The sequence below is a fragment of the Pseudomonas sp. SZ57 genome (assembly GCF_009495975.1).
Lineage (GTDB): Bacteria > Pseudomonadota > Gammaproteobacteria > Pseudomonadales > Pseudomonadaceae > Aquipseudomonas > Aquipseudomonas syringae.
The window spans coordinates 737,266-755,831 of sequence record NZ_WIBD01000002.1; the positions used below are offsets into that span (position 1 = coordinate 737,266).

Here is an 18,566-nt window from a genome sequence, read left to right on the forward strand (position 1 = left end):
ACGTTCCAGATCATGGGCGGGTCGATCGACTCGCCCATGATCTTTACCGGTTAAACGATGATGTCAGCAGCGACTGCCTGACCTACGGTACCGACCAGGAAATCGCCGATGCCCTGTCCGGTGAAGTCGATCGCCAGACTGCCCAGATTGCTGCTCTGGTTATAGTTGAGGATCGCCTCGCCAGCATGGCCGCTGAACGCGTTGACGAACTGCAGCGCGCTCAGCGTGGAAATGGCCGATACGTCGATCTTGTCCTGACCGCTGACGAAATCACGAATCGTATCCTGGCCCGCACGGTTGGAGTCGGAGCTGGCGCCAAACACGAAGATGTCGGCACCCGCACCACCGGTCAGGCTGTCGGCGCCGCCCCCCCCGTAGATGATGTCGTTGCCGGCACCACCCTTGAGGTCGTTGGCGGCAGCATTGCCGATCAACAGGTCATTGCCCGAACCGCCCACCGCGTTTTCAACCACCACACCCTTGGCGATCGAAACGTTGCCCACCATGCCACCGACATCCGAGAACGACGCGGCATTGAGGTTGATCTTCTGGTTCTGGGTGAAGCCGGAGAAGTCGAGGGTATCCTTGCCCCCGCCATCCCACACCGAGAACACCACCTTGGAGGAGGCGGACGTGGCGCTGTAGAAATCGCGCCCGGCAGTGGAGTTGAACCCATAGACCGTATCACCGGCACGGGTGCTCATGTTCGCGCCATAGAGCTGCTGAACGGCAGTGATGTCATCCAGCAACGGCGCCGAAGAGTACGACGGAGCGCCGCCCTTGACGAAGTTCTGGTCAGTGTTGGACTCGCTCCAGTAACTCATGACGCTATAGCCACGGGTGTCTTCTGCGTAGGTGGCGTCCTTGTAGCTCGGATTGCCCTCGCCCGCGTTGTAGTCACCCGGGTGAGACAGGCCCAGGGTATGGCCGATTTCATGGGTCAGGGTCTGACGACCGTAATTGCCATTGTCCGGGGTGGTGTTGACCTTGTAGCTGTTATCGACAAGGTACCAGGACTGGCCGTCAGTACGGCTGTTGCCGCTAGGCAGGTAGGCAAAAGCTGCCCCGCCTGCGCTGCCGTTGCTGTAGTTGCCGAAGGTCATATGCCCGTCGCCGCCGGAAGCCGCCTGGGTAAAGCTGACCTTGGCAACGTCTGCCCAGGATTGCATCGACAATACCGCCTGTGCTTTCTGCTGCGCGTTGAACGCACTGAAAGTCCCCAGCGAATTGTCGAACCCGGCAGGCTTGGCCGTCAGGAAGGTGTAAGTGAGGTTGATGGTGCCGTTGCCATCGCGATCCGTCCAGGCGGCGTCGTCGCGAAGAATATAATCAGCGGCCTGATCGACCGAATACGAGGGCTTGCCATTGATCGTGAGGTTGCCGCCACGGTCATACTGGTGCGCGAACGCATTGATCTGGTCGAAAGAGGTGCTGGTAGCAGCGGAAAGTTGGATTGCAGCATTTTCTTTGACTTTCGTCATGACACTTCCTTGTTTGCTGATTGATTGACAGGTTAGGTACGACAAGACTCTCCCCTGTAGCGAGAGAGTCCAGTCACTCGCCTTGTGAAGCGTGAAATCGTGTTGCGTAACAAAACTGACACATCTTGAAATCTTGTGTCCAGCGCTGTTCGATGATGTCAAGTGGCCCTAAATGGGCAAGCGCCTACAGGCATTGGAGAATCGCCTGATATTATTTTTTGTGATGATGAGATAGTCGATAAACGCTTGAACAGGCTGTAACAAGCTTGATAAATATGACTGATAGGTCAGGAATTTTATGGGCTCGACGGAGCACGAATGCGTTGGGTAATAACCCGGCCCACTCACCTGCGATAAATAGCACTTCGCCAGCCTTGCCACAGGTCAAGGTGATACTTTTCCCCGCCACACAAACGCAAAAAGCCCCGACGAGTCGGGGCTTTTGTTGAAGCGCAGCAGCCTGAATATTCAGGCCTGGTAAATCAGTCGTCGCGGCTCATGATGCCGAAGATCTGCAGCAGGCTGATGAACAGGTTGTAGATCGACACATACAGGCTGACCGTCGCCATGATGTAGTTACGCTCGCCACCCTGAATGATCGCGCTGGTCTGGAACAGAATGCACACCGACGAGAACAGCACGAAGCCCGCGCTGATAGCCAGTTGCAGACCGCTGATCTGGAAGAACATACCGGCCACTACCGCACCCAGCAGTACGAAGAAACCTGCGGTGATGAAACCGCCGAGGAAGCTCATGTCCTTGCGGGTAATCAGTACGTAGGCTGACAGGCCGCCGAATACCAGAGCCGTCATCGCGAAGGCGGAGCTGACCACTTCAGCACCACCGGCCATGCCCAGGTAACGGTTGAGGATCGGGCCCAGCAGGAAACCCATGAAACCTGTCAGGGCGAAGGTCGACACCAGACCCCAGACCGAATCACGCAGCTTGTTGGTCAGGAAGAACAGACCGTAGAAGCCGATCAGCACCACGAAAATGTTCGGGTAACCGACGCGCATCTGCTGAGCGACGAAGGCCATGACACCGCTGAAAGCCAGTGTCAGGGCGAGAAGACCGTAAGTATTGCGCAGGACACGACTAACCTCGAGCTGGTCGGCCTGCATGCCGGTTTTAAGGCTGTAATCCTGTTCGCGCATGGCGAAACTCCTTGCTGTTGAAATGTTGAGTTGCAAAGATCATAACAGAGGCGCTGCAACTGGCTAGTCACAGAGTTTGACAGCTTGTTTCATTCCGGTATTATGGCGCCCGCAACGAAGTGGAGGTATGGCCGAGTGGTTTAAGGCAGCAGTCTTGAAAACTGCCGACTGTAACAGGTCCTAGAGTTCGAATCTCTATGCCTCCGCCATATTTGGCAGCGCAAAGCCCTGATTATTCAGGGCTTTGTCGTTTCTGGGGTTTGGCCAATGCCTCCGCAAGCTCATCAGCCCATACTTGGCCCACGCTGACAAAATGTGGATACTGCCAGTTTGCCAGCCGATGAACCACGGAAGACCCCAATGGCCCCCAGCCGAACGTTTGTCCATCCTGTTGGAGGCACGCAACCCCATGCGGATGAGATTCGGCGCGCTATCAAGGCTGATGGTCACGATTCAGCGCCAGCCACCTTGGGAATAGGCCGTATCGATGAAGGGCTCGAACGCCTCGCGATCGGCCGATATGCCCGCTTCAGTAGAGCGTCAGACAATCTCGCGGGCGGCACTCAGCCGTTAACCGATCCTATCCATACCACGGTTTCCGATGGGCACCACGCCGACCTGGCCATAGGGCGCTATGCGCGCTTCAGCAGACCGTCTCCCAACCTGGTTGGCGGTACGCAACCCCGGGCGGACACGCCGTCGGAACAGGCACCCTCGCCCTTCACCCCACAGATGCGTCATCCAGAGCGTGAATCCGAGTTCTTTACCATCCGGCAGGACTCACCCGGCGCCAACTCGTTCAGCATCCCCAAGGCACCTGATCGCCCGGCGAAAGCCAGATGGCTGCGTCCAGGGGAGCCGCTCACCGTGGCCGATATCACCTTGCCCGGCGGCATGATCTACACAGGCACGCAAAACCCCGAATTCAGACTATCCGAACCTTCTTTCATAGACGCAGCCTTGCCGGTGGCCGGTTCCGACACGCCTCCCGTTGCGGGGGCGGCCTACTATTGGTCGACCTACAAAGATCTTGAACCTGCCGCGCGCAGGGGCTATCTGCAGTGGCTGGCGGGGGGACGTTGTGATCCTGAGGCAAGCAGTGGTTACCTGTTCATGTTTTTCCACGGCCTTGAACGGCGTTTACTGATCGACAGCCTTTCTGATCCCGATGCACGAAAAGAGATTCCCGCGATAAAAGAGGAAATCGAGCGTTTGCGGACTGTTTATCATCGGGATCTTTCGTTTTATAACCAGGCTTCGCGGCTTCTCGAATACCTGAACATGCCTGTCATTTCAGGGCAGATGTATTTGCGCGAGCCACCAATGGAGTCGGCCGACCGCTATGAAATGCCCATCGTGCTGCGAGTGGCGCTGGGCCAGATGGCCATCGACAAATACCCGTTGAACGCATCCTGGGCCTTATCCTGGGCGCTGACGGATCCGAATATCTCGCGTGGCAAACCTGTTGGCAGATGCGCAGATCTGTTTCAGCGCCTGTTCAGAGCCGAATATGAAGAGCAGTTTCCCGACGGCCTGAAGCTGCTGAGGAACAAGACCCGACTATGGGTCGCCTATCGCCCATCGTCCGCCTACCTCGATGTACCGGAAATACCGGTGGGTGATCTGCCAGACGTCAGCATTACGTCCGCCACCCGCAAGAAAATCCAGGTCCTCGTGCAGGGCTGTGCTTCAGTGCTCGCACCATTCAGTCGGTACATGGGCCGCAATGCCGATGATCTCGATAAGCATGAGTCATTGGAGGCGCTGCTATTGCTGCCGGTGTCGCTATGGCCCGAATACGCCAGGCATGAACTGCGACAGCTTCAATCGGAAGTCAGGACGGGTACGAAGCTGATGACGCTTGATCAACTGGCCATACGTTTCAAGTCTGACGGCGCCCAGGCACGCAACCAGATCATCGCGCTGATAAAAGTGCTTGAAGACATGCACGTAGGAATGGAACCGGATGTGCTGGCGGGCAATCGTGCGCCCAAGCCTGAGGACAGCATCGTTCTGTTCGCGACCGAGCCCAACCCAAACATGTCGCGGGTGACAGTGGACTACAACGTGGCTGTCGTCAGCCTGGATCTCGCCAGCAGCGTGGCAACGGTTGATGGCGGCACGACCCAGCATGCCGTTGCACTGCTCGAACGGCATATCGACTCATGGGGGCATCTGCGTGTCGCGCATCGAACACGTCTCAAGGCGTATCTGTTGATGCAACTGCAGCAGCCGCCCAACCTGGCAAGCCTGAAAAAGAAGCTGGGTTCGCTGAATCAGGAGGAAAAGCAGACCATCGTCGCTTGCCTGACTCACCTTGCCCACGCTGATGGAGCGGTTACGCCTGAGAAAGTCAGATTGCTTGAGCGGATCTACCGGGCACTTCAACTCGATCCACACGCCCTTTACAGCAACCTCCATGGTGCTGCGACCGGTTTGCAGACAGGACAAGCCTCGACAGCGCTGTCAGCCACTACAGCAACAGGCCCCGACAAGAAGCCAGGCTCCGGAATCGTGCTGGACATGGGCAGGGTTGCCCAGTTGCGACGCGAAACGGCAGAGGTGTCGGCGCTGCTGGCTGATGTTTTTCGCAACGATCAGGAAGACGAACAGCAGGACGACACGCAGATAGCCGAAGACGATGCTTCACAAGACACCCCAGACACTGGCGCCCATCTCCATGGACTGGATGCGGGGCACTCTGCGTTTCTGCGCCTGCTGGTCTCGCGCAACCAATGGAGTCGACGAGAGCTGGAAATCGCGACGGCAGGTATGGCGTTGATGCTCGACGGTGCACTGGAGCAAATCAACGATATGGCATTCGAATTATTCGACATGCCGGTTTCCGAGGGCGATGACCCTATCGAAATCAACCCGGATATTTTAAGCGAGCTTGCCCTATGAACAAGATACGAGCCAAGGATCGCGATGCGGTCATTCAATCACTGCGCGCAGGTGTCGTTCCTCGTGTCGGGCAGCACTTGATCCAGGTCGGACGGGCGGGTGAGCTGGCAGCTCTTATCAAGGATGTCGACCGGCTGGCCGAAGGCGGTTCTGCCTTTCGTATCGTGGTCGGCGAGTATGGCGCGGGCAAGACCTTCTTCCTCAATCTGGTCAGAGGCATTGCGATGGAACGCAAGCTGGTGACGATGCACGCTGATCTGAACCCCGATCGGCGCCTGCACGCCTCAGGCGGTCAGGCGCGCTCCCTGTACGCGGAGCTTGCCAAGAACATGTCTACACGCACCAAGCCGGACGGCGGCGCGCTTCAGGGTATCGTCGAAAAGTTTATTTCCCAGGCCAGAACCCACGCGAGCAGCAAAGGCGTAGACAGCGAGACCGTCATACGCCAGAACCTCGCCGAGCTTACCGAAATGGTCAACGGCTATGACTTTGCCGAAGTCATAGCCGCTTACTGCCGTGGCTTTAACGAAGGCAACGAACAGCTGAAAGCCGATGCAATACGCTGGCTTCGCGGGGAGTTCACCACCAGGACGGATGCACGAGCGGCCCTGGGGGTCAGAAGCATCGTTGACGACGCGTCCGTTTACGATCAGCTCAAACTGCTTTCCCGATTTGTGCGTCTGGCAGGCTTCGGCGGGCTTATGGTGTGCCTGGACGAACTGGTCAACCTCTACAAGCTTGCCAACACGCAGGCTCGCAATGCGAACTACGAACAGATCCTGCGCATCCTCAATGACTCACTGCAAGGGTCGACTGACGGACTGGGCTTCGTTCTGGGCGGCACGCCGGAATTCCTGATGGACACTCGCCGCGGCCTCTACAGCTACCCGGCTTTACAGTCGCGCCTGGCAGAAAACACCTTTGCCAAGGCCGGCTACGTCGACCTTTCCGGCCCTGTCATTCGGCTGACCAGCCTGACCCCGGAGGACTTCTATGTCCTGCTGCTGAACCTGCGTAATGTTTATGCCTACGGCGATGCGGAACACTACCTGCTTCCGGAAGAGGCCATCCCGGCCTTCATCGAGCACTGCGGTCAGCGTCTGGGCGAGGCTTACTTTCGAACGCCACGCACCACCATCACCGCGTTCATCAACCTGCTGGCGGTTCTTGAGCAAAACCCTGAGGCCGACTGGAGAGACCTTTTGGGCGCCATTGACATTGCCAGGGATGACGGCGGCAAAAGTGATTTCACTGTAGAGGCCGATGATGAACTCACAAGCTTCAAGCTCTGACTCATCCGCATTCGAACGGCTTCACCCCGATGTACAACAATGGGTGTGGTCGCAAGGCTGGACATCGCTCAGGGATGCTCAGGAATGGGCCATACCTGCGCTGATCGACGCTGATCGCGACGTCATCATTGCGGCCTCCACTGCAGCGGGCAAGACCGAGGCGGCGTTTCTGCCCATTCTGACCCATTTGCTCAACAACACCGATGCGCCAGGCGCGGTGCTCTATATCAGCCCGCTCAAGGCCTTGATCAATGATCAGTGGGACAGGCTGACACGTCTTTGCGAGCGCCTGGAAATCCCGGTGGTCGGCTGGCACGGGGACGTTTCGGCAAGCAGGAAGCACCGCTTTCTGAAATCGCCCAGAGGGATCCTGCTCATAACCCCAGAATCGCTGGAAGCCCTGTTCGTGAACCGGGGCTCGGCGCTTGCGGGGCTCTTTCAGCCCCTTCGCTATATCGTCATCGACGAATTACACGCGTTCATCGGCAGCGAGCGCGGTAAACAATTGCAGTCCCTGATGCACCGCGTAGAAACGGTTGTCGGCAAAAAGCTGCCACGCGTAGGCCTGTCTGCGACTCTGGGCGAGATGGCACTCGCCCGCGAGTTCCTGCGTCCGGGTCAAGGCCGACGCATGGACGAAATCATTTCTCGAGCCTCGGGCCAGGACCTTCAGGTTCAGGTACGCGGTTACACCATGCTGCCGATGAAGAAACTGACAGCAAACCTGCAGATGGTCGTGACAAAAGACGATGGCAACGATGATCAGGACGAAGAGCAGGAAGAGGATGTCTCCGGGACCAGGCACGCCATAGCCGCGCATATGTACAAGGTGTTGCGTGGCAGTAACAACCTGATCTTTCCCAACAGCCGCGACAAGGTTGAATGGTACGCCGACCGGCTGCGGCACTTGTGCGAAAACGACGGTTTGCCGAACGAGTTCCTGCCTCACCACGGAAGCTTGTCCCGAGACTTGCGTGAAGATACGGAGCGAGCACTGAAAGCGGGTAGCCCGCCCGCCTCGGCCGTCTGCACCACGACCCTCGAACTTGGCATCGATATCGGCAACATCAAAGCAGTTGCGCAGATCGGCCCTCCGCCATCAGTGGCCAGCCTGCGCCAGCGACTGGGTCGCTCCGGACGTCGCGCAGGTGAGCCTGCCACACTTCGCGCCTATTGCCAGGAAGACACCCTGACACCTGATTCGGACCTCTCGGATCAGCTCCGGCAAAACCTGGTGCAGACGATCGCCATGATTCGATTGTTGATCGAGAAGTGGTTCGAACCTCCGAGAGCCAACGGCCTGCACGCCTCGACGCTGGTTCAGCAATGCCTGTCGACGATTGCACAGCAAGGTGGTGCACATGCCTCGTAACTTTGGAATGAGCTGATCGCGAGCGGAACATTTGCAGCCGTTGATAAAACCGACTTCATGGCCCTTCTCAAGGCGCTGGGTGAAAAGAAACTGATCGTCCAGGACAGCTCTGGCCTGCTATTGCCTGGCGAGATCGGTGAAAAGCTGGTCAACCACTATGAGTTTTACAGTGCATTCAGCAGCGATGAGGAATTCAGACTGCTTCGCGATGGCAAGCCGTTGGGTTCCATTCCTGTCAGTCGCCCGCTGACCCTGGGGCAACGCATCATCTTCGCAGGCAAACGCTGGCAGGTCATGGATGTAGACCTGGAAAAGAAAGTCATTGCGGTCAGACGCGCACGTGGCGGCGAACCTCCGGTATTCGACGGGCTGGGCGCCAAGATCCATGACCGGGTGCGTGAAGAAATGCGCGCGGTACTGACGGAGGTCACGCCCTGCCCGTTCCTTGATGCCAATGCACAAGCCCTGCTGGCGGAAGCGCGCCAGACCTTTCACCGGCTGGGGCTGGCTGACCAGCGCCTGACGGGTTCGACCTCAAGCAGCTACCTGCTGACCTGGGCGGGCGACTACACCAATGATGCGCTGTGCCTGCTGCTCAACCAGGCTGGGGTCATGTGCACAGCTTCGGGGTTGGTACTGGAAATCAGCGCTTCTCAGGAAAGCGTGCTGGCAGCACTGGCCAGAATTGCAGAGCTGGATGCGACCGATGTGGAACCCTTGTTGAAAGATGTGAAGAATCTGATCCGCGAAAAGTGGGACTGGGCCCTGCCAAAATCGCTGTTGATCAAATCATTTGCCTCCAGCCAGCTGGATATACCCAACGCGATTGCGCTTGCCAAGACATTGACGACCTGACGGCAGGCCTGGCGGCTCGGCCCGCGCCGTCTGATATATTGATGCGCATCCCGTATTAATAGATCGACCTTCAAATGCCCATCAATTTCGACCTCAACGACCTCCAGGCATTTCGTGCCGTGGTCGAGAATGGCAGCTTCCGCAAGGCCGCTGAAACCGTGCAGATCACCCAGCCTGCGCTCAGTCGGCGGATAGACAAGCTCGAGTCTGCGCTGAATGTGAAGCTGTTCGAGCGGACCACCCGCAGGGTCAGTCTGACCACGGTCGGCCGCGCATTTCTGCCTCAGGTCGAGCGCATTCTGGACGATCTGGACAGCGCATTGATGACCATCGAAGGCGTCGGCTCCACACGAATGGGCAGCGTGACGATTGCCTGCGTGCCTTCAGCCGCCTATTACTTCATGCCGCAGGTCATCAGCGCCTTCCACCGGCTGTTTCCGAAAATCAGAATTCGGGTCATGGACGCCAGCGCCAATGAGGTCAACAGTGCGGTTGCCTTGGGCGAAGCCGATTTCGGGGTGAGTTTCAGCGGCAATCTGGCACCGGAGGTGGATTTCGAACTGCTGCTGCAGGAACGCTACGTGATGGCCTGCAGGCGGGATCACCCTTTGGCAACGTGCGACAGCGTCAGTTGGGAAGAGATGTACCGCCACGACTACATCGCTCTGGACATCACCTCGGGTAATCGTCTGGTGCTGGATCAGGCGCTGGCCCCGTCGCGCCCGCATAAGGAAAGCATCTGCGAAACCCGTCATGTCACGACCATGATCGGCCTGGTGGAAGCCGGGCTTGGCGTGGCTGCGGTGCCGTCGATTGCCATGCCGATGACCGCTCACCCGTTTCTGGTGAGCGTGCCATTGGTTGCGCCCGAGGTGATGCGCAATGTGGGGCTGCTCAAGCGTCGTGGCAGGACCTTGACACCGGCAGCCCTCGAGCTGGAACAGCTGGTCAGGAAAATGCCGTCACGCTCAGCGGGGAACTGAATCCAGACCGGTAGACTGCACTGTAGCCTGGGCTTTCGGGGAGGCCAGGTAATCCAGCAAGGCCTTCGCCTCTTTCGGGTGCTCGGCATTGACCGGGATGCCCGCGGCATAACGGGTAACCGACTGAACGTCTTCCGGGATCTTCGCCACGAACGTCACGCCGGGAATCGGCAGCAGCTCGGCAACCTGTTGAAAGCCGACCTCGTAGTCGCCCTTGGCAACCACCGAAGCAACCGGGATGCGCTCGATCATCTTGCCCTTCGGCGCGAGCTCTTTCTCGATACCGAGCTTTTTGAAAAGCTCTTTTTCGATGTACACGCCACTGGCGCTGTCGGAGTAAGCGACCGACCTGGCCTTGAGCAAGGTAGCCTTGAGCTCACTGTCGGTGCCGATCGCAGGTTTGGCTGCGCCCTCCTTCACCACCATTCCGATCCGCGAGTCAGCCAGTTCGACCCGCGATGCCGGGTCTACCTTGCCTTGCTTGATCAGATCATCCAGCGCATAGCCGACCATGATCACCACATCGGCGTGCTCACCACGGGCCAGACGATTCGGAATGGCCTCGGGCGCCTTGCCCATCGATGGGCCGAGAATGGTGTCCAGCGAGTCCCCGGAAGACGCCGCGTATTGCGGTCCGAGCAGTTTGTACGCAGCCGTAAAGCCGCCGGAGGTCATGACCTTGAGCTGTTCAGCCTGCGCCGCCGCACTGACCGCGATACAGCCGAGAAAAAGCGCGGCCAATTGAGTTTTGTATAACGATTTCATAATGATTTTCCTTGATTAAACAGCCAGTTGCGGGCGGGTCGAGATGTGCCGGTAGAGCACCAGTGTGGCGCCCAGCGCACAGGCTGCAGCGAACGTCATCCAGTAAGCAGGTGCAGCCTTGTCGCCGGTGAGGTGGATCAACCAGGTCGAGATCGCCGGAGTGAAACCACCGAAAACCGCCGTCGCCAGGCTGTAGGCCAGCGAGAAACCGGCAACACGCACCTCTACCGGCATGATTTCGGTCAGCGCCGGGATCATCGCGCCGTTATACAAGCCGTAGAGGAACGAGAACCACAACAGCACTTCCAGCATATGGCCAAAGCTCGGTGCCAGGGCCAGGAAAGACAGCGCCGGGTACGCACTGATGATGGTCAGCAGGGTCATCGCGACCAACAGTGGCTTGCGCCCGAACCGATCGCTCAACACGCCGCCGATCGGCAGCCAGATAAAGTTGGAGACACCGACCAGCAAGGTCACCAGAAGTGCATCGGAGGTACTCAGGTTGAGCACGGTTTTGCCGAATGTCGGTGCGTAGATGGTGATCAGGTAAAAGGTGGTAGTGGTCATCGCCACCATCAGCATTCCGGCAATCACCACGCGCCAGTTTTGCAGCAGCGTCGCGAACACCTGTCGCATGGTCGGACGATGAGAGCGAGTGGCGAACTCTTCGGTTTCCTGCAGGCTGCGGCGCAGCAGGAAAATGAAAGGGATGATCAGGCAGCCGATGGCGAACGGAATTCTCCAGCCCCAATCAGCGACAGCAGCAGGCGCCATCCATTGGTTCAAGCCGTAACCCAGTGCAGCGGCAACAACGATTGCCACCTGCTGGCTACCTGACTGCCAGCTGGTGTAGAAGCCCTTGCGGCCGGGTGTCGCCATCTCCGCCAGATATACGGACACGCCACCCAACTCGGCACCGGCAGAGAAGCCTTGCAGCAAGCGGCCGACCAATACCAGGGCCGGCGCCCACAGGCCGATGCTTGCGTAACCGGGTACCAGAACGATCAGCAGCGTGCCACTGGCCATGATCGAAAGCGTCACGATCAGCCCTTTGCGCCGGCCCACGTCATCGATGTAAGCGCCCAGAATCACGGCACCCAACGGACGCATCAGGAAGCCCGCACCGAAGACCGCGAAGGTCATCATCAGCGAAGCAAACTCACTGCTGGCCGGGAAAAAGGCGGAGGCGATCTGGGTGGCGTAAAAGCCGAACAGGAAGAAGTCGAATTGCTCGAGGAAATTACCGGAGGTTACCCGAAATACCGCGCCTGCCTTCGACCGGGAGGATTCTTTTCGTAATGAGGATGAGCCGTGCATCAGTGTTCTCCAGCGATCTTATTAGAGTGTTGTAAGCGCTTGTGATGGAGGAGTCTGCCGGACACACTTTGAAACGATAAGTGCTATGTTTTCATCGATTGATGCCCATTGAACATCAATCCGGGCGCAAACCGTTGCATCCCGGCCCAGCGCTTGCAGGTCAACACGCGCCAAACTCACACGCCTGCCCTTGAATTCTTTATCATTGCGCATGTTTTGTTGGCAGAGCCGATCATGAAATTCGCCATCTCCCTTTTTTCCGCCGCCCATGCGCCCTCCTCTCGGCGAGCCTTGCAGTTCGCCAGGGCGGTGCTGGCAGGCGGGCATGAAATTGTCCGGTTGTTCTTCTACCAAGACGGCGTACACAGCGCGTCGGCCAACGTCGTGACGCCGCAGGACGAGCAGGATATGGCACTGCAGTGGCGTGACTTCATCGTCGAGCACAAGCTGGACGGCGTGGTGTGCATTGCCGCCGCGTTGCGTCGCGGTGTGCTCGACACGCAAGAGGCCGAGCGTTATCAGCGGCCGGCGGCAAACCTGCGCGAGCCATGGGAATTGTCCGGGCTGGGCCAGTTGCACGATGCCGTGCAATCGGCTGATCGCCTGATCTGCTTCGGAGGGCCATGAGATGCCCAGATCACTATTGGTTGTCAGCCGTCAGTCGCCGTGGTCCGGTCCAGGTGCCCGCGAAGCGCTGGATATCGTACTGGCGGGCGGAGCATTCGATCTGTCGGTGGGCTTGCTGTTTCTGGACGATGGGGTTTTTCAGTTGTTGCCACAGCAGTCGCCCGACGCCCTGCAACAGAAAGACCTGACCGCAAACCTGAAAGCCCTGCCGATGTTCGGTGTCGAAGACCTTTACGTCTGCGGACAAAGCCTGACCGAGCGCGGCATCTCTCCTGACGCATTGGGCGAAGAGATGAGCCAATTGACTACGCGCGCAGAATTGTCAGCGCTTTTTGACCGCTACGACGAGGTGATCACAATCTGATGGCTACTTTGCACGTTCTCTCTCACTCGCCGTTTGCCGACACCCGGCTGGACAGTTGCCTGCGCTTGCTGGGCAACGATGATGGCGTACTGCTCTGTGGCGATGCCACCTATGCGCTGATGCCATCCAGTGCGCAGCTCAAAGCCCTTCAGTCGTTGGTCGACTCATCGCAACTGTTCGCCCTCGACGAAGACCTCAGCGCACGCAATCTGCCCCTCCCTGCCGGAGTCAACAGCATCGATTACCCGGCGTTCGTGGAGCTGTCGCTGCGCTTCGACAAGGTCAATACCTGGCTATGAAACAGTTGAACATTGACGGGCGCAGCATCGAACTGGACAAGGATGGTTTTCTGCAAGACCTCAGCGACTGGTCGCTGGACGTCGCTCACGCCTTGTCTGCCGAGGAAGGTATCGAGCTGAGTGCCGAGCACCTTGAAATCCTTGAGCTGCTGCGAGGTTTTTACGCCGAGTTCCAGCTTTCGCCCGCGACGCGGCCGCTGATCAAATACACCGCGCTGAAGCTGGGTGCGGAAAAAGGCAACAGCATGCACCTCAATCGCCTGTTCAACGGCACTCCCGCCAAACTCGCCGCCAAGCTGGCGGGCCTGCCCAAACCGACCAATTGCATATGAATGATTACGCTGCGCTTGTCACTGAAACACCTGAAGAACATCCCTTTGCGACCTTCGTTCGCATCCTGGGCAAAGGCAAACGTGGCGCGCGCAACCTGACTCGCGAGGAAGCACGGGAAGCCATGGGCATGTTGCTCGATGAAAAAGTCGAGGACACCCAACTCGGGGCGTTTCTGATGCTGCTGCGTCACAAGGAAGAAAGCCCCGAGGAGCTGGCGGGGTTTACCGAAGCGGTGCGTGAACGTCTGCATGCTCCCGCCATGCAGGTCGACATCGACTGGCCGACCTACGCCGGGAAAAAGCGTCACCTGCCCTGGTACCTGCTGGCAGCCAAATGCCTGGCGCAAAACGGCGTCAGGATCCTCCTGCACGGCGGCGGCGCGCATACCGCAGGGCGTCTGTACACCGAGCAGCTGCTGGACCTGCTGAAGATACCGCTGTGCCGCAACTGGTCAGCGGTCAAAACCTCGCTTGAGCAAGAACAGCTGGCGTTCATTCCGCTCGCCGACTGGGCACCGCAGTTGCAGCGCATGATCGATCTGCGCAACACGCTGGGGCTACGCTCGCCCATTCATTCGCTGGCACGTATTCTCAATCCGCTGCAGGCGCGTTGCGGTCTGCAAAGCATTTTTCACCCGGGCTATCAGAGCGTGCATCGCGATGCCAGCAGCCTGCTCGGCGACAACGCCATCGTGGTCAAGGGTGATGGCGGCGAAATCGAGATCAACCCCGACACCATCAGCCACCTGTACGGCACCACAGGCGGTCAGCCGTGGGACGAAGAATGGCCAGCGCTCTCACCACGCCGCCACGTAAAACCGGCGACACTCGACCCGCAGCAACTGCTGGCCTTGTGGCGAGGAGAAATCGAAGACAGTTACCCGCAACTGGCATTGATATCGACCATGGCGCTCGCCCTGCGCGGCCTGGGCGTCGATCGTGACGAGGCCTTCGCCCAGGCGCAGGTATTCTGGGATCGCCGCGACATCAATCTGTGACCCTTCGGCCTTTCGACAATGAAAGGCCGTAATCCAGTCGAACCGATGCACCTGCGCTGACCTCCAAGCTCTATCACCTGGAAATGGGAGTCGGACATGGGCCTTCTGGTCGAAGGACACTGGCAAGACCAGTGGTACGAAAGCAGCAAAGACGGCGCATTTCAGCGCGAAAATGCTCAGCGACGCAGTTGGGTCACGCCCGATGGACAGCCGGGACCGTCAGGTGCAGGCGGGTTTGCTGCGCAGGCGGGCCGCTATCACCTGTACGTGTCTCTGGCTTGCCCGTGGGCACACCGCACGCTTATTTTGCGCAAGCTCAAGGGCCTGGAAGGCCTGATCGATGTCTCGGTAGTCAGCTGGCTGATGCTGGAAGACGGCTGGACCTTCGATCAGCAGAAAGGCTCCAGCGGCGATGCACTGGATGACCTGCAGTTCCTTCACCAGCGCTACACCGCCGACGATCCTCGGTACACCGGCCGTGTCACCGTTCCGGTGCTGTGGGACAAGCAGCAGCAATGCATCGTCAGCAACGAATCTGCGGAAATCATCCGCATGTTCAATTCTGCATTCGACGAGCTGACCGGCAATACGCTGGATTTCTACCCGCAAGCATTACGCGCGAGCATTGACGAGCTCAACGAGCAGATCTACCCGAAGGTCAACAACGGCGTGTATCGAGCTGGTTTCGCCACCTCGCAGGGCGCGTATGAGGAGGCGTTCGATGATGTGTTCGCTGAACTGGATGTGCTGGAAAATCTGCTCGGCGAAAAGCGTTACCTGACAGGCAAACACCTCACCGAAGCCGACATACGCCTGTTCACCACCATCGTGCGCTTCGATGCAGTGTATTACAGCCACTTCAAATGCAACCTGCGGCGCATCGCAGATTACCCCAATCTCAGCAACTGGCTACGCGAGCTGTATCAGTGGCCGGGTATCGCGGAGACGGTAAGTTTCGAGCACATCAAAGGGCATTACTACGGAAGCCATCGCACCATCAACCCGACCGGCATCATACCGAAGGGGCCAGCACTCGATCTGCAGGCAGATCACGACCGTGAGCGACTGTCCGGTGAAGGTGTCTGGAACAACTGACGTATGGGAAGAAGTGGTGGATAGCCCGGACGGGCTACCCATCATTGACATCAGAGAGTCGCCTGAGCGCCCTCGAACCACGCCAGTTTTTCACGCAACTTGACCACCTCACCGATGATCACCAGCGTCGGCGCATGAACATCATGCTCGGCGACCAATTGCGGCAGGTTTGCCAAGGTACCCGTGAACACACGCTGATTGACGGTGGTGCCCTGCTCGACCAGTGCAGCAGGCGTGTCGGCAGAGCGACCGTGCCGGATCAACTGCTCACAGATAACCGGCAAACCGATCAGCCCCATGTAAAACACCAATGTTTGCGCAGGCGCTACCAGGTCTGACCAGGGCAGATCTGTTGTGCCGTTTTTCAAGTGCCCGGTGATGAAACGTACCGATTGCGCATGATCACGGTGCGTCAGCGGTATACCCGCATACGCCGCGCAACCGCTGGCAGCGGTGATGCCAGGCACCACCTGAAACGGGATGCCATGCGCCGCCAGTTCTTCGATTTCCTCGCCGCCACGGCCGAAGATGAACGGATCGCCGCCCTTCAGACGCACCACTCGCTTGCCCTGTTTTGCCAGTGCCACGAGTTGCTGGTTGATCTGCTCCTGCGGAACGGCATGCTCCGCACGGCGTTTGCCAACGTAAACACGCTCGGCATCACGACGGCACAGGTCAAGAATCGTTGGCGCGACCAGGCGGTCATACAGCACCACATCCGCCTGCTGCATCAGGCGCAAGGCGCGAAAAGTCAGCAAATCCGGATCACCGGGACCCGCACCGACCAGATAGACCTCGCCGGTCTCGGAAGGCGGCTCGCCGGCAATCTTGGCGATCAGCATACGTTCGGCTTCAGCACCCTGCCCGGCCAGCTGGCGGTCGGCAATGGCGCCCTGAAAAACATCCTCCCAGAACGCTCGGCGCTGCTGCACATTCGGAAACAGGCCTTTGACCTGATTGCGAAAGCGCGCAGCCAGTCCGGCGAGCTGCCCGTAGCTGGAGGGAATCCAGGTTTCCAGCTTGGCGCGAATCAAACGTGCCAGCACCGGCGCATCGCCGCCACTGGACACGGCGATCACCAGCGGCGAGCGGTCGACAATGGCCGGAAAGATCACCGTACACAACGCCGGGGCGTCGACCACGTTGACCGGAACGCAACGCAAGCGGGCATCGCGGGACACCTGCGCGTTGAGCGGCTCATCATCCGTCGCAGCGATGATCAGCACGCAACCATCGAGGTCGCATTCGCTGTAGCCGCGCAGGATCATCTCACCGCCGCTCTGGACAACCAGCTCGCTCAGTTGTGCCTCGATTTCCGGCGCAACCACGCGCAGCACTGCACCGGCGTCGGCAATCAGGCGTGATTTGCGCAGGGCAATTTCACCGCCGCCAACCACCAGCACCCGGCTGCCACGCAGGTTATGGAACAGCGGCAGAAATTCCATTTAACCGATGACCTCAAGGCCGCCCATGTACGGCTTGAGCACCTCAGGCACACGAATCGAACCGTCCGCCTGCTGATAGTTCTCCAGCACTGCCACCAGTGTGCGACCTACCGCCAGGCCCGACCCGTTGAGGGTGTGGACCAGCTCCGGCTTGCCGGTTTCCGGGTTGCGCCAGCGAGCCTGCATGCGCCGCGCCTGGAAATCACCGCAGTTGGAGCAGGAAGAGATTTCGCGATACTTGTCCTGGCTCGGAATCCAGACTTCAAGGTCGTAGGTCTTCACCGCACTGAAACCCATATCGCCGGTGCACAGCGCCAGCGTGCGATAAGGCAGTTCAAGCAGTTGCAGCACGCGTTCGGCGTTGCCGGTCAGCGACTCGAGCGCGGCCATGGAGTCATCAGGCGCAACGATCTGGACCATCTCGACCTTGTCGAACTGGTGCTGGCGAATCATGCCGCGGGTATCACGCCCGGACGCGCCCGCTTCACTGCGGAAGCAAGGGGTATGGGCGACAAACTTGAGAGGCAGCTGTTTGGCATCGAGAATTTCACCCGACACGATATTGGTCAGCGACACTTCGGCAGTCGGGATCAGGTACAGATCGGCCTCGCCTTCGCGGGAGATCTTGAACAGGTCTTCCTCGAACTTGGGTAACTGACCTGTGCCCTGCAACGCTGGAGCCTGCACCAGATACGGCGTGTAAGTCTCTTCGTAGCCGTGCTCGTTGATGTGCAGATTGATCATGAACTGTGCCAGGGCACGGTGCAGGCGCGCGATCGGGCCACGCAGCAGCGCAAAGCGCGCGCCGGACAGCTTGGCGGCAGTCTCGAAATCCAGCCAGCCGAACTTCTCGCCCAGCGCAACGTGATCCTTGACCTCGAAATCGAATGACGTCGGCGTACCCCAGCGACGTACTTCGACGTTGCCTTCTTCGTCGGCACCGACCGGCACGGACTCGTGAGGCAGGTTCGGAATGCTCAGCACCAGCGCATCCAGTTCGGCCTGAATGCCGTCCAGCTCGACCTTGCCTTCGCTCAGCTCGTTGCCCATGCGCTCGACATCAGCCATCAACGGCGCAATGTCTTCGCCGCGCTGCTTGGCCTGACCAATGGATTTGGAACGTGCATTGCGCTCGGCCTGCAGCTGTTCGGTGCGGGTCTGCACTACCTTGCGCTGGGCTTCCAGCGATTCAATGCGCGCCACATCCAGCGTGAAACCACGGGAAGCCAGGCGATCCGCTACGTCCTGAAGTTGAGTACGTAACAGTTTGGAATCGAGCATAT

The 18,566-nt window shown here is 58.9% G+C and carries 15 protein-coding genes, 1 tRNA gene and 1 pseudogene; 11 read left to right on the plus strand and 6 right to left on the minus strand.

The window, feature by feature from the left end; all coding sequences use genetic code 11:
• Positions 1–50: 50 nt before the first annotated feature.
• Positions 51–1,481: a serralysin family metalloprotease gene (locus GE543_RS03360; protein ID WP_003411605.1), complete on the minus strand. Its 1,431-nt coding sequence runs from the start codon at positions 1,479–1,481 to the stop codon at positions 51–53.
• Positions 1,482–1,963: 482 nt separating this feature from the next.
• A complete protein-coding gene (locus tag GE543_RS03365; protein ID WP_003317937.1) occupies positions 1,964–2,635 on the minus strand; it encodes a Bax inhibitor-1/YccA family protein in 672 nt (223 codons plus the stop codon).
• 121 nt (positions 2,636–2,756) lie between these two features.
• Between GE543_RS03365 and GE543_RS03370 the strand changes: the two genes are divergently transcribed.
• The 5 genes and pseudogenes from GE543_RS03370 to GE543_RS03390 all read left to right on the plus strand — a co-directional run bounded on the left by GE543_RS03370 (position 2,757) and on the right by GE543_RS03390 (position 10,041).
• A tRNA-Ser gene (locus GE543_RS03370) sits at positions 2,757–2,844 on the plus strand.
• 151 nt (positions 2,845–2,995) lie between these two features.
• Complete coding sequence (locus tag GE543_RS03375) at positions 2,996–5,539, plus strand: TerB N-terminal domain-containing protein (protein WP_153220678.1); 2,544 nt, start codon at positions 2,996–2,998, stop codon at positions 5,537–5,539.
• Positions 5,536–6,831: an ATP-binding protein gene (locus GE543_RS03380; RefSeq protein WP_003411610.1), complete on the plus strand. Its 1,296-nt coding sequence runs from the start codon at positions 5,536–5,538 to the stop codon at positions 6,829–6,831. The genes GE543_RS03375 and GE543_RS03380 overlap by 4 nt, the downstream gene beginning before the upstream one ends.
• Positions 6,832–6,874: 43 nt before the next feature.
• A pseudogene (locus GE543_RS03385) lies at positions 6,875–9,058 on the plus strand (DEAD/DEAH box helicase).
• 74 nt (positions 9,059–9,132) lie between these two features.
• Complete coding sequence (locus GE543_RS03390; protein WP_153220680.1) at positions 9,133–10,041, plus strand: LysR family transcriptional regulator; 909 nt, start codon at positions 9,133–9,135, stop codon at positions 10,039–10,041.
• Here GE543_RS03390 and GE543_RS03395 read toward each other — a convergent pair.
• Together GE543_RS03395 and GE543_RS03400 are read right to left on the minus strand one after the other, a co-directional pair.
• Positions 10,027–10,806, minus strand: coding sequence for a substrate-binding domain-containing protein (locus tag GE543_RS03395; protein WP_003411620.1), 780 nt, complete (start codon positions 10,804–10,806; stop codon positions 10,027–10,029). The genes GE543_RS03390 and GE543_RS03395 overlap by 15 nt on opposite strands.
• 15 nt (positions 10,807–10,821) lie before the next feature.
• Complete coding sequence (locus GE543_RS03400) at positions 10,822–12,123, minus strand: MFS transporter (protein ID WP_153220682.1); 1,302 nt, start codon at positions 12,121–12,123, stop codon at positions 10,822–10,824.
• A gap of 234 nt (positions 12,124–12,357) precedes the next feature.
• On the opposite strand from GE543_RS03400, the gene tusD reads away from it, so the two are divergent.
• The 6 genes from tusD (at position 12,358) to GE543_RS03430 (ending at position 15,838) form a co-directional block, all read left to right on the plus strand.
• A complete protein-coding gene (tusD, locus tag GE543_RS03405) occupies positions 12,358–12,750 on the plus strand; it encodes a sulfurtransferase complex subunit TusD (protein WP_003371788.1) in 393 nt (130 codons plus the stop codon).
• 1 nt (position 12,751) lies between these two features.
• Complete coding sequence (tusC, locus tag GE543_RS03410) at positions 12,752–13,114, plus strand: sulfurtransferase complex subunit TusC (RefSeq protein ID WP_153220684.1); 363 nt, start codon at positions 12,752–12,754, stop codon at positions 13,112–13,114.
• Positions 13,114–13,413, plus strand: a complete 300-nt coding sequence (tusB, locus tag GE543_RS03415) for a sulfurtransferase complex subunit TusB (RefSeq protein WP_153220686.1) — start codon at positions 13,114–13,116, stop codon at positions 13,411–13,413. The genes tusC and tusB overlap by 1 nt, the downstream gene beginning before the upstream one ends.
• Positions 13,410–13,745 (plus strand): TusE/DsrC/DsvC family sulfur relay protein, encoded by a 336-nt coding sequence (locus tag GE543_RS03420; RefSeq protein WP_003317943.1) that lies wholly within the window; start codon positions 13,410–13,412, stop codon positions 13,743–13,745. The genes tusB and GE543_RS03420 overlap by 4 nt, the downstream gene beginning before the upstream one ends.
• Positions 13,742–14,743 carry a glycosyl transferase family protein gene (locus GE543_RS03425; RefSeq protein ID WP_153220688.1) on the plus strand — a complete coding sequence of 334 codons (1,002 nt, stop codon included), beginning with the start codon at positions 13,742–13,744 and terminating at the stop codon, positions 14,741–14,743. The genes GE543_RS03420 and GE543_RS03425 overlap by 4 nt, the downstream gene beginning before the upstream one ends.
• Positions 14,744–14,839: 96 nt before the next feature.
• A complete protein-coding gene (locus GE543_RS03430; protein ID WP_024665364.1) occupies positions 14,840–15,838 on the plus strand; it encodes a glutathione S-transferase family protein in 999 nt (332 codons plus the stop codon).
• 50 nt (positions 15,839–15,888) lie between these two features.
• Here the strand turns inward: GE543_RS03430 and cysG are convergent, their stop codons facing one another.
• Positions 15,889–17,283 carry a siroheme synthase CysG gene (gene cysG, locus GE543_RS03435; RefSeq protein ID WP_003426143.1) on the minus strand — a complete coding sequence of 465 codons (1,395 nt, stop codon included), beginning with the start codon at positions 17,281–17,283 and terminating at the stop codon, positions 15,889–15,891.
• Positions 17,284–18,564 carry a serine--tRNA ligase gene (serS, locus tag GE543_RS03440; RefSeq protein ID WP_003317946.1) on the minus strand — a complete coding sequence of 427 codons (1,281 nt, stop codon included), beginning with the start codon at positions 18,562–18,564 and terminating at the stop codon, positions 17,284–17,286. It lies immediately after the preceding gene.
• Positions 18,565–18,566: the final 2 nt, after the last annotated feature.

Coding starts and splice junctions, on each gene's coding strand:
- GE543_RS03360 (WP_003411605.1), bottom strand. CDS start 1,481: ATGACGAAAGTCAAAGAAAATGCTGCAATCCAACTTTCCGCTGCTACC.
- GE543_RS03365 (WP_003317937.1), bottom strand. CDS start 2,635: ATGCGCGAACAGGATTACAGCCTTAAAACCGGCATGCAGGCCGACCAG.
- GE543_RS03375 (WP_153220678.1), top strand. CDS start 2,996: ATGGCCCCCAGCCGAACGTTTGTCCATCCTGTTGGAGGCACGCAACCC.
- GE543_RS03380 (WP_003411610.1), top strand. CDS start 5,536: ATGAACAAGATACGAGCCAAGGATCGCGATGCGGTCATTCAATCACTG.
- GE543_RS03390 (WP_153220680.1), top strand. CDS start 9,133: ATGCCCATCAATTTCGACCTCAACGACCTCCAGGCATTTCGTGCCGTG.
- GE543_RS03395 (WP_003411620.1), bottom strand. CDS start 10,806: ATGAAATCGTTATACAAAACTCAATTGGCCGCGCTTTTTCTCGGCTGT.
- GE543_RS03400 (WP_153220682.1), bottom strand. CDS start 12,123: ATGCACGGCTCATCCTCATTACGAAAAGAATCCTCCCGGTCGAAGGCA.
- tusD (WP_003371788.1), top strand. CDS start 12,358: ATGAAATTCGCCATCTCCCTTTTTTCCGCCGCCCATGCGCCCTCCTCT.
- tusC (WP_153220684.1), top strand. CDS start 12,752: ATGCCCAGATCACTATTGGTTGTCAGCCGTCAGTCGCCGTGGTCCGGT.
- tusB (WP_153220686.1), top strand. CDS start 13,114: ATGGCTACTTTGCACGTTCTCTCTCACTCGCCGTTTGCCGACACCCGG.
- GE543_RS03420 (WP_003317943.1), top strand. CDS start 13,410: ATGAAACAGTTGAACATTGACGGGCGCAGCATCGAACTGGACAAGGAT.
- GE543_RS03425 (WP_153220688.1), top strand. CDS start 13,742: ATGAATGATTACGCTGCGCTTGTCACTGAAACACCTGAAGAACATCCC.
- GE543_RS03430 (WP_024665364.1), top strand. CDS start 14,840: ATGGGCCTTCTGGTCGAAGGACACTGGCAAGACCAGTGGTACGAAAGC.
- cysG (WP_003426143.1), bottom strand. CDS start 17,283: ATGGAATTTCTGCCGCTGTTCCATAACCTGCGTGGCAGCCGGGTGCTG.
- serS (WP_003317946.1), bottom strand. CDS start 18,564: ATGCTCGATTCCAAACTGTTACGTACTCAACTTCAGGACGTAGCGGAT.